General features: G+C 55.7%; 14 protein-coding genes. 13 read left to right on the forward strand and 1 reads right to left on the reverse strand.

Annotation, left to right across the window (positions count from 1 at the left end; translation table 11 throughout):
• The first annotated feature begins 7 nt into the window (after positions 1-7).
• From AC6I8R_RS05760 to nei, 8 genes are all read left to right on the forward strand, one after another.
• Positions 8-751, forward strand: a complete 744-nt coding sequence (locus tag AC6I8R_RS05760) for a type 2 GTP cyclohydrolase I (RefSeq protein ID WP_415175572.1) — start codon at positions 8-10, stop codon at positions 749-751.
• Between the two features lie 163 nt (positions 752-914).
• A complete protein-coding gene (gene pxpB, locus AC6I8R_RS05765; RefSeq protein ID WP_021182400.1) occupies positions 915-1,571 on the forward strand; it encodes a 5-oxoprolinase subunit PxpB in 657 nt (218 codons plus the stop codon).
• Positions 1,565-2,497: a 5-oxoprolinase subunit PxpC gene (gene pxpC, locus AC6I8R_RS05770; protein WP_021182401.1), complete on the forward strand. Its 933-nt coding sequence runs from the start codon at positions 1,565-1,567 to the stop codon at positions 2,495-2,497. The genes pxpB and pxpC overlap by 7 nt, the downstream gene beginning before the upstream one ends.
• Positions 2,487-3,224: a 5-oxoprolinase subunit PxpA gene (pxpA, locus tag AC6I8R_RS05775; protein WP_021182402.1), complete on the forward strand. Its 738-nt coding sequence runs from the start codon at positions 2,487-2,489 to the stop codon at positions 3,222-3,224. The genes pxpC and pxpA overlap by 11 nt, the downstream gene beginning before the upstream one ends.
• A gap of 157 nt (positions 3,225-3,381) precedes the next feature.
• Positions 3,382-4,110 (forward strand): DUF969 domain-containing protein, encoded by a 729-nt coding sequence (locus tag AC6I8R_RS05780; RefSeq protein ID WP_208725021.1) that lies wholly within the window; start codon positions 3,382-3,384, stop codon positions 4,108-4,110.
• Complete coding sequence (locus AC6I8R_RS05785) at positions 4,107-5,099, forward strand: DUF979 domain-containing protein (protein ID WP_415175574.1); 993 nt, start codon at positions 4,107-4,109, stop codon at positions 5,097-5,099. The genes AC6I8R_RS05780 and AC6I8R_RS05785 overlap by 4 nt, the downstream gene beginning before the upstream one ends.
• A gap of 7 nt (positions 5,100-5,106) precedes the next feature.
• Positions 5,107-5,754: a pyroglutamyl-peptidase I gene (pcp, locus tag AC6I8R_RS05790; protein WP_497831999.1), complete on the forward strand. Its 648-nt coding sequence runs from the start codon at positions 5,107-5,109 to the stop codon at positions 5,752-5,754.
• Positions 5,755-5,765: 11 nt separating this feature from the next.
• Positions 5,766-6,554 carry an endonuclease VIII gene (gene nei / locus AC6I8R_RS05795; RefSeq protein ID WP_415175576.1) on the forward strand — a complete coding sequence of 263 codons (789 nt, stop codon included), beginning with the start codon at positions 5,766-5,768 and terminating at the stop codon, positions 6,552-6,554.
• 113 nt (positions 6,555-6,667) lie between these two features.
• On the opposite strand, the gene AC6I8R_RS05800 is transcribed toward nei, so the two are convergent.
• Positions 6,668-7,951 (reverse strand): citrate synthase, encoded by a 1,284-nt coding sequence (locus AC6I8R_RS05800; RefSeq protein WP_021182408.1) that lies wholly within the window; start codon positions 7,949-7,951, stop codon positions 6,668-6,670.
• A 638-nt stretch (positions 7,952-8,589) separates the two neighbouring features.
• On the opposite strand from AC6I8R_RS05800, the gene sdhC reads away from it, so the two are divergent.
• The 5 genes from sdhC (at position 8,590) to sucA (ending at position 14,830) form a co-directional block, all read left to right on the forward strand.
• Positions 8,590-8,979, forward strand: coding sequence for a succinate dehydrogenase cytochrome b556 subunit (gene sdhC / locus AC6I8R_RS05805; RefSeq protein WP_036624441.1), 390 nt, complete (start codon positions 8,590-8,592; stop codon positions 8,977-8,979).
• Positions 8,973-9,320, forward strand: a complete 348-nt coding sequence (sdhD, locus tag AC6I8R_RS05810) for a succinate dehydrogenase membrane anchor subunit (RefSeq protein WP_497832000.1) — start codon at positions 8,973-8,975, stop codon at positions 9,318-9,320. The genes sdhC and sdhD overlap by 7 nt, the downstream gene beginning before the upstream one ends.
• On the forward strand, positions 9,321-11,087 hold the full coding sequence (sdhA, locus tag AC6I8R_RS05815) for a succinate dehydrogenase flavoprotein subunit (RefSeq protein ID WP_021182411.1): 1,767 nt from the start codon (positions 9,321-9,323) through the stop codon (positions 11,085-11,087).
• 14 nt (positions 11,088-11,101) lie between these two features.
• Positions 11,102-11,818: a succinate dehydrogenase iron-sulfur subunit gene (locus AC6I8R_RS05820; RefSeq protein WP_021182412.1), complete on the forward strand. Its 717-nt coding sequence runs from the start codon at positions 11,102-11,104 to the stop codon at positions 11,816-11,818.
• A gap of 204 nt (positions 11,819-12,022) precedes the next feature.
• The gene (gene sucA / locus AC6I8R_RS05825) at positions 12,023-14,830 is read left to right on the forward strand and encodes a 2-oxoglutarate dehydrogenase E1 component (protein WP_021182413.1); all 2,808 of its coding nucleotides are present in this window, start codon (positions 12,023-12,025) and stop codon (positions 14,828-14,830) included.
• The last annotated feature ends 5 nt before the right edge of the window (positions 14,831-14,835 follow it).

Raw genomic sequence — 14,835 nt, forward strand, 5'->3', positions numbered from 1 at the left:
AGCCATTATGAATCACGTTGAATTAGAACACATTGTTAACCAGCAGCTGAACAGCAGCACCTTTAGTGACTACGCCCCCAATGGGTTGCAGGTCGAAGGTCGTCCGGAGGTGAAAACCATTATTACCGGTGTCACCGCCTGCCAGGCATTGCTCGACGAAGCGGTAAAACGCAATGCCGATGCGGTGATGGTGCATCACGGTTATTTCTGGAAAAGCGAAGCGCCGGTGATTAAAGGAATGAAACGCCAGCGCCTGCGCACGCTACTGGCCAATGATATCAACCTGTATGGTTGGCATCTGCCACTTGACGCCCATCCTCATCTCGGCAATAACGCGCAGTTGGCGCGGTTGTTCAATATTGAGGTGAAGGGCGAGGTGATGCCGCTGGTGCCGTGGGGTGAGCTGGCGGAGCCGCTGAGCGGTGAGGCGCTGGCACAACGCATTGCCCAGGCGCTGGGGCGCACACCGCTCCATTGCGGTGATAATGCGCCGGAGAAAATCAAACGTATCGCCTGGTGTAGCGGCGGCGGTCAGGGCTTTATTGACAGCGCGGCGGCATTCGGCGTCGATGCGTTTATCACTGGCGAAGTGTCGGAACAAACCATTCACAGCGCCCGCGAGCAGGGACTGCACTTCTTTGCCGCCGGACACCATGCCACCGAACGTGGCGGCATCAAGGCTCTGGGGGAATGGCTGGCACAAAGCTATAGCCTCGACGTGACCTTTATCGATATCGACAATCCTGCCTGATTTTTCAGCTATTGCGCCCTAAGCTACGGCTGGGGGCGCAAATCGGTTGACACACCTCTGACACTTTCGCATAACTGGTTGCCTTTAAAGCATAAGCGACACGCGTACAGCGGGGAGCAACATCAGTTGGCTGCCCGGAAGAAAGTGAATCAGGAGGTGGGTTTTGCAACGAGCACGTTGTTATCTGCTGGGGGAACGCGCGGTAGTGCTGGAACTGGAACCACCGGTTTCCTTAGCCAGCCAGCAACGCATTTGGGGATTGTGCCAGCGGCTACAGGGTAATGAAAAGGTGTCGGAAGTGATTCCCGGCATGAACAATCTGACGCTGCTGCTGCGCGATCCACAGCGCAATGCATTGGATGCTATCGAGAATCTGCAACGCTGGTGGGAAGAGAGTGAAGCGCAGCGACCGGAATCGCGTCTGGTGGAGATCCCGGTGGTTTATGGCGGTGAGGCCGGGCCGGATTTATCGGTGGTCGCCGAGCATGCCGGAATGACACCACGCCAGGTGGTGGAGCTACACAGCAGCACCGACTATGTGGTTTATTTTATTGGCTTTCAGCCAGGATTCCCCTATCTGGGCGGCCTCGATAGCCGTTTACATACGCCGCGTCGCGCCGAGCCACGCGTGATCGTGCCTGCCGGTTCAGTCGGCATCGGCGGCAGCCAAACCGGCGTTTACCCGCTGGCAACCCCAGGTGGCTGGCAATTGCTGGGACAAACCGCCATCAGCCTGTTTGATCCCCAACAGCAACCGCCAACGCTGTTGCGTCCCGGCGACAGCGTGCGCTTCGTGCCGCAAAAGGAGGGCGTATGCTAAAGATTCTTCGTGCCGGATTGATGACCTCATTGCAGGATCAGGGCCGTAACGGCTGGCGGCAGTTTGGCATCAGCGTCAGTGGCGCACTTGATCAACCGGCCATGCGCACCGCCAACATGTTGGTGGGTAACGATGAAGGCAGCGCGGTACTGGAGATTGTGCTGGGGCAGTTTAAAGCGCAGTTTCAGCGTGACGGTTGGTTCGCTCTGACGGGAGCAGGCTGCAATGCTAACCTGGACGGTAAAGCTGTCTGGACCGGCTGGCGTCTGCCGGTGAAGAAAGGGCAGGTCCTCAGTTTGTCGATGCCAGTGCACGGCATGCGCAGTTACCTGGCGATTAACGGCGGTTTTGCCGTGCCAGAGATGCTGGACTCCGCCAGTACCGATCTGAAAGCCGGATTTGGTGGTTTTGCCGGACGTAAGTTGCAGGATGGTGATCTGTTGCCGCTCGGCAAGGCGACTCGTGACTTCAGCAAGAAAGCCGGGGTGCGGCAGTTGCTGTGGGGCAATCGTATCCGCGCGCTGCCCGGACCGGAATACAACGAATTCACCCGTGAAGCGCAGGAAGCGTTCTGGCGCAGCGCGTGGAAACTGAGTCCGCAAAGTAACCGCATGGGCTATCGCTTGCAGGGGCGCACGCTGCATCGCAAAGCCACGCGCGATTTGTTGTCACACGGTCTGGTACCGGGCGTGGTGCAGGTGCCGCCAAACGGACAGCCGATTGTGTTGATGGCCGATGCGCAGACTACCGGGGGATATCCGCGAATTGCCTGCATTATCGAAGCCGATCTCTATCATTTAGCCCAGATTCGCCTGGGGGAACCGATTCATTTCACCCATTGCACGCTGGAAGAAGCGATGCAGGCGAAGCAGCAGCAACAGCGTGTATTTGATCAGATGAACTGGGGGCTATCACATGAAAATTGATCTCAACGCCGATCTCGGCGAAGGGAGCGGCAGCGATCAGGAATTGTTGCAACTGGTCAGTTCCGCCAACATCGCCTGCGGTTTCCATGCAGGGGATGCGGCAACCATGCTGCAATCGGTGCGCTGGGCGCAGGCGGCTGGGGTGGCGATTGGTGCACATCCCAGCTTTCCCGACCGGGAAAATTTTGGCCGCACCGCCATGCAGCTGCCGCCGGATATCGTCTATGCGCAGATGATTTACCAGATTGGCGCACTGAAAAGTCTGGCGGAAAGCGAGGGCGCGCGACTGGTGCACGTCAAACCGCATGGCATGTTATACAACCAGGCGGCAGCCGATCCACAACTGGCGGATACCATTGCTCGTGCCGTCAAGGCGGTTGATGCCGGTTTAATCCTGGTGGGGCTGGCGGGCAGTGAGTCGATTCAGGCAGCGGCCCATCATGGGCTGAAAACGCGCGAAGAAGTGTTTGCCGATCGCGGCTATCTGTCCAGTGGCGCGCTGGTGCCGCGCGGTCAGCCGGGTGCGTTGATTGAAGATACTGCGCAGTCAATTGCCCACACGCTGACGATGGTGCAACAGCGTAAAGTACAAAGCATCTCTGGCGACTGGGTGGCGGTGAATGCGCAAACCGTGTGTCTGCATGGCGATGGGGCTCATGCGCTGCAATTTGCTCACGCGTTGCGTGCGGCGTTTGCGGCCCAGCACGTTACTGTGACCAGCGTATAAGTTTCGAACAATTACCCGGCTACACATTCCGTCGCGGCGCGATTTATCGCGCTGTTTTCAGGCATTTCATGGCCTGCCAAAACCCGCACGATAAACTGTGCCGCGACGACCTGGTGCAAGCAAGCCGGGCTTTTTATTTCTGATAAGGGGAGAAAACATGGAAAGCGTGGTGAATCTCTGGCCGTTGCTGGGGATTGGTACTATCGTGCTCGGTTTTGTGCTGCGGTTTAATCCGGTGCTGGTGGTGATTGTGGCGGGTTTTGTTACCGGGTTATCGGCCCATATGTCGCTGGCCGATATTCTGGAAAAACTGGGCTCCGGGTTCCTGAACACCCGTAACCTGCCGTTGATTCTGCTGTTGCCGCTGGCGGTGATCGGCCTGCTGGAACGACATGGCCTGAAAGAAAGAGCGCAAACCTGGATCGCCCAGATCAAAACCGCTACGGCGGGACGTCTGCTGATTGTCTATTTATTTGTGCGAGAAATTACCGCAGCGCTGGGGCTGACCAGCCTCGGCGGCCATCCGCAAATGGTGCGCCCGCTGCTGGCGCCGATGGCGGAAGGGGCGACAGAAAACCGCTATGGTGAAGTGTCGCCGGAGGTCCGTCATCGTCTGCGCGCCATGTCGGCCGCCACGGATAACGTCGGACTGTTTTTTGGTGAGGATATTTTCGTTGCCTTCGGTGCCATCATCTTTATGCACAACTTTATGCAGGAGTCGGCTGGCATTCAGACCGAACCGCTGCATATCGCGGTATGGGGCATTCCCACCGCGATTTGTGCCTTCCTGATCCACTCCGCCCGTTTGATCCGTCTTGACCGCCAGTTGGCGCGTGAGCTGGGCGCACTGAATCAACAGGCGTTACAAGCCAAAGGAGCGGAATGATGTTCCAGCAACAATATCTGATGTGGCTGGCAGGCATCATTCTGCTGATTGTCGCCGTATTTTCCTGGCGGGATCGTGCCAATCCTCGGCGTCTGACTACCGGGTTGTTTTGGGCGCTATACGGGATGATCTTCCTGATTAGTGATGGGGTTTATCAATGGATGACGCCACGAACCCTGCATATCGCCGTAGGTGTTGCCGTGGTGGTGATGGCGTTGATTGCCGGTTTTGGCGGCGTGCGCCTGGGCCGGTATCACCAACGCAGCGATGAAGAGAAGCAGGCCAGCGCCAAACGTCTGGGTAACCAGCTGTTTATCCCGGCGCTGGCGATCCCGGTGGTGACGGTGGTTGGCGTGCTGGCGTTTAACAATCTGCCTGGTCTGCAACAGGCGGTGTTTGGCGCAGGGAACCATTCCACCCTGATTACGCTGTTCTCAATGATGATGGGTTGTCTGATTGGCTGGCTGGTGGCACTGAAAATGACCCGTGAAAAGCCGATGCAGTCGATGCAGGAAACGCGACGTTTGCTGGATGCCGTTGGCTGGGCGTTTATCCTGCCGCAAATCCTTGCCACGCTGGGCCTGCTGTTCACCAGCGCCGGGGTGGGTAACGCGATTTCACACCTGACCGAGCAGTATCTGGCTGTCGATAACCGTTTTATCGCGGTAGCCGTGTATGCCATTGGTATGGCGCTGTTGACCATGGTGATGGGTAATGCCTTCGCTGCGTTCCCGATTGTCACCGCCGGTATCGGCATCCCGATTCTGGTGCTGCAACACCACGGTAACCCGGCAGTGATGGCGGCGATTGGCATGTTCTCGGGCTATTGCGGCACCTTGATGACCCCGATGGCGGCGAACTTCAATATTGTTCCGGCTCGCCTGCTGGAGCTACCGGATCGCAATGCGGTAATCAAAGCTCAGGTCCCGACCGGTTTAATGTTGTTGGTGGTCAATATTTTCCTGCTGTGGTTCATGATGTTTTTGTGAGGAAAGAATGAAAACGGTATTAATGACCGCGTTTGAGCCTTTTGAAGGCGAAAGCATCAATCCCTCCTGGGAAGCGGTACGATCTTTTGATGGAAAGGTGATTGACGGCGCACGCGTGGTGGCACGTCAGTTACCGGTGGCGTACAGTCGTTGCGGTGCCGTGCTGACGCAGGCGCTGGAAGCGTTGCAACCCGATCGCATTCTATGTATCGGTCAGGCGGGGGGACGCAGCGACATCAGCGTGGAGCGGGTGGCGATCAACATTGATGATGCACGTATCCCTGATAATGAGGGGCAGCAGCCGATTGATCAGCCGGTGGTGGTGGACGGGCCGGCGGCTTATTTTTCGACGCTGCCGATCAAGGCGATAGTTGCGGCAACGCGCGAGGCGGGGATACCGGCCTCGGTATCGCAAACTGCCGGGACCTTTACCTGTAATCATGTGATGTATCGCTTGCTGCACTGGCTGGCGATGCATCAGAGCAGCGCGCGCGGTGGTTTTATTCATATCCCATATCTGCCGGAGCAAGCGGTGAAGCATCCCGGTGCGCCGAGCATGGCAGCGGCCAGTGTCATTCAGGCGCTGGAGATGGCGATCCGCGTGACGCTGAAGGTGGATAAAGATTTGCATGTCGCGGGGGGCGCGACCCATTAACAGGAGTCGTCATGCCTGAAGGACCGGAGATCCGCCGTGCGGCGGATCAGCTGGCGGCGGCGATGACGGGCAAACCGCTCACTGATGTGTGGTTTGCCTTTCCGCAGCTGAAAACTTACGAACCGGCGCTACTGGGTGCAACCGTTACGGCAATTGAAACCCGGGGCAAGGCGCTACTGACTCATTTCTCCAATGGTCTGACCCTCTACAGCCATAACCAGCTGTATGGCGTCTGGCGTGTGGTGCCGACCGGTACCCAACCGCAGACCGCTCGGCAGTTGCGGGTACGGCTGGCTAATGCTGACCAAACCATCCTGCTATATAGCGCGTCCGATATTGAGCTGCTCAATGCGGAGACGCTGGCCGCTCATCCTTTTTTACAACGCGTAGGACCGGATGTGCTGGATGCCAGCCTGACGGTGGACGCGGTGCAGGAGCGCTTGTTGTCGCCACGCTTTCGGCGGCGGCAATTCAGTGGCTTGCTGCTCGATCAGGCGTTTCTCGCTGGCCTGGGGAACTACCTGCGCGTGGAGATTTTATGGCATGCGCAGTTGCTGGCGCAGCATCGTGCTCAGGATCTGAATGCGTTGCAGCTCAGGGCGCTGAGTGAAGCGCTACTGGCGGTGCCGCGCCACTCTTATCAGATGCGTGGCAGCATGAAGAAATACCATGAAGAGGCGGCTTTCCGTTTTGAGGTGTTTCATCGGCAGGGGAAAAAGTGTCGACGTTGTGGGACGGTAATCGAGAAGGGCGTGCTGTCATCCCGCCCGTTTTATTGGTGTCCGGGGTGTCAGAACTAATGACAGCAGGCCTGATGCGCGATAAATCGCGCCGCTACGTCAGGTGTTCCAATTGTAGCGGCACGATTTATCGCGCGGTTTGATGCAGCGGGCGGGATAACCCGCCCTTAACCTTATTTCTTCAGTGCCGACGTGAAAGGACGCTCGGTATAACCGGTATACAGCTGACGTGGACGGGCAATCTTCATGCCTTCGTCGTGCATCTCTTTCCAGTGTGCAATCCAGCCCACGGTACGCGCCATCGCGAAGATCACGGTAAACATGGAGGACGGGATGCCCATCGCTTTCAGAATAATGCCAGAGTAGAAATCGACGTTTGGATAGAGTTTACGCTCAATGAAGTACGGGTCGTTCAGCGCGATATGTTCCAGCTCCATCGCCACTTCCAGCAGGTCATCTTTCATACCCAGCTCATTCAGCACTTCGTGGCAGGTTTCACGCATGACGGTAGCGCGCGGGTCGTAGTTTTTATACACACGGTGGCCGAAGCCCATCAGACGGAACGAATCGTTCTTGTCTTTAGCACGACGGACGAATTCCGGGATGTGATCCACGGTGCTGATCTCTTCCAGCATACGCAGCGTAGCTTCGTTCGCACCACCGTGTGCCGGTCCCCACAGGGACGCGATACCCGCCGCGATACAGGCAAACGGGTTAGCACCGGAAGAACCAGCGGTACGTACGGTGGAGGTGGAGGCGTTTTGTTCGTGGTCAGCGTGCAGAATCAGAATACGGTCCATGGCGCGTTCCAGTACCGGGTTTACCTTGTACTCTTCGCACGGGGTGGCAAACATCATATGCAGGAAGTTACCCGCATAGGAGAGGTCGTTGCGCGGATAAACGAACGGCTGACCAATGGAGTATTTGTAGCACATCGCCGCCATGGTTGGCATTTTGGACAACAGACGGAACGCGGCGATTTCACGGTGACGTTCAATATTGACGTCCAGCGAGTCGTGATAAAACGCGGCCAGCGCACCCGTTACACCACACATGACCGCCATCGGATGTGAGTCACGGCGGAAGCCGTGGAACAGACGGGTGATTTGCTCGTGGATCATGGTGTGGCGGGTAACGGTAACGCGGAATTCTTCAAACTGCTCCTGGGTTGGCGCTTCGCCGTTCAGCAGGATATAACAGACTTCCAGGTAGTTTGAGTGCGTTGCCAGTTGATCAATCGGAAAACCGCGATGTAACAAAATACCTTCATCACCATCAATAAAGGTGATTTTAGATTCGCATGACGCTGTAGAGGTGAAACCGGGGTCGAAGGTAAACAGGCCTTTATTGCCGAGAGCGCGGACATCAACGACATCCTGTCCCAGCGTGCCATGCATCACGTCCAGTTCAACTGCCGTATTGTCTTGTAGGGTTAGCGTCACTTTTTTATCTGTCATTTTTCGTCTCCATAGCGCCTTGGTAGGTAAGGATCTTAGACACCAATACAGCTTTCATGTTTCATAAAAACCACAATCTTCACAGTATCACTCTGCGGTCACGTTTGTCGTGCAAGGTAGAGTACAGAGTGAACGTTACGTTTGGGGCAGTGGCGTCCGGGCATGACATGCTGCAAATCGCGGATGTTAAAGATCCTGTCACGACATAACTTCTTGGTAACCAATAACCTGATGCTTTGTAATGCTCTGAGTGGCAATGTTACATAACTTCAGCTTAGGGGAAAGTGTATCCCCATAACTTTTGTGCATCATAGGGCTTTAATGCGTTTGTTTGTAACCGAATTGTTGAACTTTTGTCAAATCAGATAATTAAAAATGTATGAAATGTGAAATCCGTGAGGGGGATCACTGTTCAGCTTAAATGTGACCAAAGAGATTGTAGGGGAATTGTAATCAGAATGTGATCCTCCTATACTGCCGCCAGGTCTCCGGAACACCCTGACACCAGGAGCCACCCAGCGTTTTCCCCGCGTCACTGAACACTGGATGTTGCTTCTTTGGTGACGGTTGCACTCTGAACACGTCCTGTGTCTCTGGTGCAACCCAGGACCGGAGGAAGCAAAATAAAAAAGAGCTGTGTGGGCAAAACCGTGAAAAAACAAAGACCTGTTAACTTGGATCTCTCGACGATCCGGTTTCCCGTTACTGCAATATCGTCCATTCTCCACCGCGTCTCCGGCGTGATCACCTTTGTCGCTCTCGGAATTCTGCTCTGGTTACTGGGTCTCTCTCTCTCTTCTCCTGAAGGTTTCCTGCAAGCCGCATCCATCATGGATAGCTTCTTCGTCAAATTCATCATGTGGGGCATTCTGACTGCGCTGGCTTACCATGTCGTGGGCGGTATTCGTCATATGTTGGCTGATTTTGGCTTTATGGAAGAAACCTTGCAGGTGGGCACCCGTTCCGCTCAGGCGGCTTTTGGTATCACTGTCGTGCTTTCAATTTTGGCTGGAGTCCTCGTATGGTAAGCAATGCTTCTGCATTAGGACGCAACGGTGTTCATGACTGGCTGTTGCTGCGTGCTGCTGCAATCTTAATTACGCTCTACATTCTCTACATTCTCGGTTTTGTGGTGATGACAGGCACGCTGACGTATGACGTCTGGCGCGGCTTCTTCGCTTCCTCCTTTACCAAAGTGTTCACGTTGCTGACGCTGTTCTCGATTCTGGTCCACGGTTGGATTGGGATGTGGCAGGTGCTGACTGACTACGTGAAACCGGTGTCGACCCGTCTGGTGTTGCAGCTGGTGGTTGTGGTGGCGCTGTTGTCCTATGCAATTTATGGAACCGTTGTAGTGTGGGGTGTGTAAATGAGTTTGCCAGTCAGAGAATTTGATGCCGTGGTGATCGGCGCGGGTGGCGCAGGTATGCGCGCCGCTCTGCAAATCTCCCAATCGGGCCTGAGTTGCGCCCTGTTATCCAAAGTGTTCCCAACCCGTTCCCATACCGTATCGGCGCAAGGCGGTATCACCGTAGCGCTGGGTAACTCCCATGAAGATAACTGGGAATGGCATATGTATGACACCGTCAAAGGTTCCGACTATATCGGTGACCAGGACGCGATTGAATATATGTGTAAAACCGGCCCGGAAGCGATTCTGGAGCTGGAGCATATGGGTCTGCCATTCTCCCGTCTTGATGACGGCCGCGTCTATCAGCGTCCGTTTGGTGGTCAGTCAAAAAACTTCGGTGGTGAGCAGGCAGCGCGTACCGCTGCGGCCGCTGACCGTACTGGCCACGCCCTGCTGCATACCCTGTATCAGCAGAACCTGAAAAACAAAACCACCATCTTCTCCGAATGGTATGCGCTGGACCTGGTGAAAAATGAAGACGGTGCGATTGTCGGTTGTACCGCTATCTGCATCGAAACCGGTGAAACCGTCTACTTCAAAGCCAAAGCTACCATCCTGGCAACTGGCGGTGCGGGACGTATTTATCAGTCCACCACCAACGCCCATATCAACACCGGCGACGGCGTTGGCATGGCGCTGCGCGCTGGCGTGCCGATGCAGGATATGGAGATGTGGCAGTTCCACCCAACCGGCATTGCCGGAGCCGGTGTTCTGGTAACCGAAGGTTGTCGTGGTGAAGGCGGTTATCTGCTGAACAAACACGGCGAACGCTTTATGGAACGCTATGCGCCAAACGCCAAAGACCTGGCGGGGCGTGACGTGGTCGCTCGTTCCATGATGGTGGAGATCCGTGAAGGTCGTGGTTGTGACGGCCCGTGGGGTCCGCATATCAAACTGAAACTCGACCATCTGGGTGCAGAAGTGCTGGAATCACGTCTGCCGGGCATTCTCGAGCTGTCGCGTACCTTTGCTCACGTCGATCCGATTAAAGAACCGATTCCGGTCATTCCAACCTGTCACTACATGATGGGTGGCGTGCCGACCAAAGTCACCGGCCAGGCGCTGCGCGTCAATGAGCAGGGTGAAGATGAAGTGATTCCAGGCCTGTTCGCGGTGGGTGAAATCGCCTGCGTATCGGTACACGGTGCTAACCGTCTTGGCGGTAACTCCCTGCTTGACCTGGTGGTGTTTGGCCGTGCAGCGGGTCTGCATCTGGCGGAATGTATCGAAGAGCAGGGTGAACTGCGCGATGCCAGCCAGGAAGAGATCGACGCGGCAATGGCGCGTTTCAACCGCTGGGAAAACAACACTACTGGCGAAGACCCGGTTGAGATTCGCAAAGCACTGCAACGCTGCATGCAGAACAACTTCTCGGTGTTCCGTGAAGGTGAAGCGATGGCGCAGGGGCTGGAAGAGTTAAAAGTGATCCGTGAGCGTCTGAAATCCGCGCGTCTGGATGACCGTTCACCGGACTTCAATACTCAGCGTATCGAGTGTCTTGAACTGGATAACCTGCTGGAAACCGCGTATGCCACGGCAGTGGCGGCGAACTTCCGTACCGAAAGCCGTGGTGCGCATAGCCGCTTCGACTACCCGGATCGCGATGATGAAAACTGGCTGTGCCACAGCCTCTATGTTCCGCAAACGGAAAGCATGACGCGCCGTGAGGTGAACATGCAACCGAAACTGCGTGCGGCCTTCCCGCCGAAAGCGCGTACTTACTAATTGCGGAGATCATCATGAGACTCGAATTTTCAATCTATCGTTACAACCCGGAAGTGGATGACGCGCCGCGTATGCAGGAGTACAGCCTGGAAGCGGAAGACGGTCGCGATATGATGCTGCTGGATGCGCTGATCAAGCTGAAAGAGAAAGATCCGACGCTGGCGTTTCGTCGCTCCTGTCGTGAAGGCGTGTGCGGGTCCGATGGCCTGAACATGAACGGCAAAAACGGTCTGGCGTGCATCACCCCGGTCTCTGCGCTGGGTAATGGTTCGAAGAAAATTGTTATCCGTCCATTGCCTGGTTTGCCGGTGATCCGCGATCTGGTTGTGGATATGGGGCAATTCTACGCACAATATGAGAAGATTAAGCCTTACCTGTTGAATAACGGGGAAAATCCACCGGCACGCGAGCATTTACAAAGCCCGGCTGAGCGTGAGCATCTGGATGGCCTGTACGAGTGTATCCTCTGCGCCTGCTGCTCAACCTCATGCCCGTCGTTCTGGTGGAACCCGGATAAATTCATCGGTCCGGCCGGTCTGCTGGCGGCTTACCGTTTCCTGATTGACAGCCGCGATACGGAAACCGATGCGCGTCTGGATAATCTGAACGATGCTTTCAGTGTATTCCGCTGTCACAGCATCATGAACTGTGTGAGCGTGTGCCCGAAAGGACTAAACCCGACGCGCGCCATCGGCCATATTAAGTCGATGCTGCTGCAACGCGGGGCGTAATCACCACCATTGTCCGGGAACCTCAGGTTCCCGGCAGTTTACGGAAGCCTCTATAAGCGCGGTCAACACCACGCTTATAAAGGTTCCCTTACGAGTCGGGCGCCGATAGCGCAAGGGCTCGTATCGCTGAACTCACTACGGCAAGCCGCGAAAGCGGCAACAATGAAACCTCAAAAAAAGCATACTAATGCTTAAGGGATCACAATGCAGAACAGCGCGATGAAGCCCTGGCTGGACTCCTCCTGGCTGGCCGGCGCGAACCAATCTTACATAGAGCAACTCTATGAGGATTTCCTGACCGATCCTGACTCTGTTGATGCAGTGTGGCGCGACATGTTCCAACAGCTGCCTGGCACTGGCGTGAAACCTGAGCAGTTTCACTCCACCACGCGTGATTACTTCCGCCGCCTGGCGAAAGATGCTGCGCGTTACACTTCCACAGTCACTGATCCGGCCACCAACTCCAAACAGGTTAAGGTGTTGCAGCTGATCAACGCCTTCCGCTTTCGCGGACACCAGCACGCTAACCTTGATCCACTCGGCTTGTGGAAGCAGGACGCTGTACCGGATCTCGACCCGGTTTATCACGACCTGACCGACGCCGATTTTCAGGAAAGCTTTAACGTAGGCTCATTTGCTATCGGCAAAGAGACCATGAAGCTGGCCGATCTCTATGAGGCGCTGAAGCAAACCTACTGCGGCTCCATTGGTGCCGAGTATATGCATATCACCAACACCGACGAAAAACGCTGGATTCAACAGCGTATCGAATCGGTGGTGGGGCACGCGACGTTCAGCACGGATGAGAAAAAAGGTTTCCTGAAAGAACTGACAGCGGCAGAAGGCCTGGAAAAATATCTGGGCGCTAAATTCCCGGGCGCAAAACGCTTCTCGCTGGAAGGCGGCGACGCGCTGATTCCAATGCTGCGTGAGATGATCCGTCATGCCGGTAAGAGTGGCACGCGTGAAGTGGTGCTGGGTATGGCACACCGTGGTCGTCTTAACGTCTTGATCAACGTGCTGGGTAAAAAGCCCCAGGATCTGTTCGACGAGTTCTCCGGTAAGCATAAAGAACATCTCGGCACCGGTGACGTGAAGTACCACATGGGCTTCTCGTCAGACGTGGAAACCGAAGGCGGCCTGGTGCATCTGGCGCTGGCGTTTAACCCGTCGCACCTCGAAATCGTTAGCCCGGTGGTGATGGGTTCGGTGCGTGCGCGTCTGGATCGTCTGGCAGAACCAAGCAGCAATAAAGTGCTGCCAATCACCATTCATGGTGATGCAGCGGTAACCGGCCAGGGCGTGGTGCAGGAAACCCTGAACATGTCGCAGGCGCGTGGTTACGAAGTGGGCGGTACCGTTCGCATCGTGATCAACAACCAGGTGGGCTTCACCACCTCTAACCCGCTGGACGCGCGTTCTACGCCGTACTGTACCGATATCGGTAAAATGGTGCAGGCACCGATTTTCCACGTTAACGCGGATGATCCGGAAGCCGTTGCCTTTGTTACCCGACTGGCGCTCGACTATCGCAACACCTTTAAACGTGATGTGTTTATCGATCTGGTGTGCTACCGCCGTCATGGCCATAACGAAGCCGATGAGCCAAGTGCAACCCAGCCGCTGATGTACCAGAAAATCAAAAAGCATCCGACACCGCGTAAAATCTATGCCGATCGTCTGGAAGCGGATGGTATTGCCAAACTGGAAGATGCCACCGAGATGGTCAACCTGTACCGCGACGCACTGGATGCCGGTGAATGCGTGGTGCCGGAATGGCGTCCGATGAGTCTGCATTCTTTCACCTGGTCACCGTATCTCAACCACGACTGGGATGAGAGCTACCCGGCAACTGTGGAGATGAAACGTTTGCAGGAACTGGCGCGTCGTATCAGCCAGGTGCCGGAAGCGGTTGAAGTTCAGGGGCGTGTCGCCAAGATTTACAACGATCGTAAAGAGATGGCCGAAGGCAACAAAGCCTTTGACTGGGGCGGCGCGGAGAACCTCGCTTACGCTACGCTGGTGGATGAAGGCATCCCGGTCCGTCTGTCTGGTGAAGACTCCGGTCGTGGCACCTTCTTCCATCGTCATGCGGTAGTGCACAACCAGGCGAACGGTTCAACCTACACGCCGCTGCACCATATCCATCATGGTCAGGGCCAGTTCAAAGTTTGGGACTCCGTCCTGTCTGAAGAAGCGGTGCTGGCGTTTGAATACGGTTATGCCACCGCAGAGCCGCGCGTGCTGACCATCTGGGAAGCGCAGTTCGGTGACTTTGCCAACGGTGCTCAGGTGGTAATCGACCAGTTCATCAGTTCCGGCGAGCAGAAGTGGGGCCGTATGTGTGGCCTGGTGATGCTGCTCCCGCATGGCTACGAAGGACAAGGCCCGGAGCACTCCTCCGCCCGTCTGGAACGCTATCTGCAACTCTGTGCTGAGCAGAACATGCAGGTGTGTGTACCGTCTACGCCAGCGCAGGTTTACCATATGCTGCGTCGTCAGGCGTTACGCGGTATGCGTCGTCCGTTGATCGTGATGTCGCCGAAGTCGTTGCTGCGTCATCCGCTGGCGATTTCCACACTCGACGAACTGGCGAACGGCAGCTTCCAGCCGGCTATCGGCGAAATCGACGCCCTTGATGCGAAACAGGTAAAACGCGTAGTGATGTGTTCTGGTAAGGTCTATTACGACCTGCTGGAGCAACGTCGTAAGAACGAGAAAAACGACGTCGCGATTATTCGTATCGAGCAGTTATACCCGTTCCCGCATAAAGCGGTACAGGAAGCATTAAAAGCTTATGCCCATGTGCAGGATTTTGTCTGGTGTCAGGAAGAACCCCTGAATCAGGGTGCATGGTATTGCAGTCAGCATCATTTCCGCGAAGTGATTCCGTTTGGTGCGTCACTGCGTTATGCAGGCCGTCCGGCTTCGGCTTCACCGGCCGTGGGCTACATGTCTGTACATCAAAAACAGCAGCAAGACCTGGTTAACGACGCGCTGAACCTTGGTTAATAAAA

The organism is Pantoea sp. X-Soil-OKNW-713 (assembly GCF_059730685.1).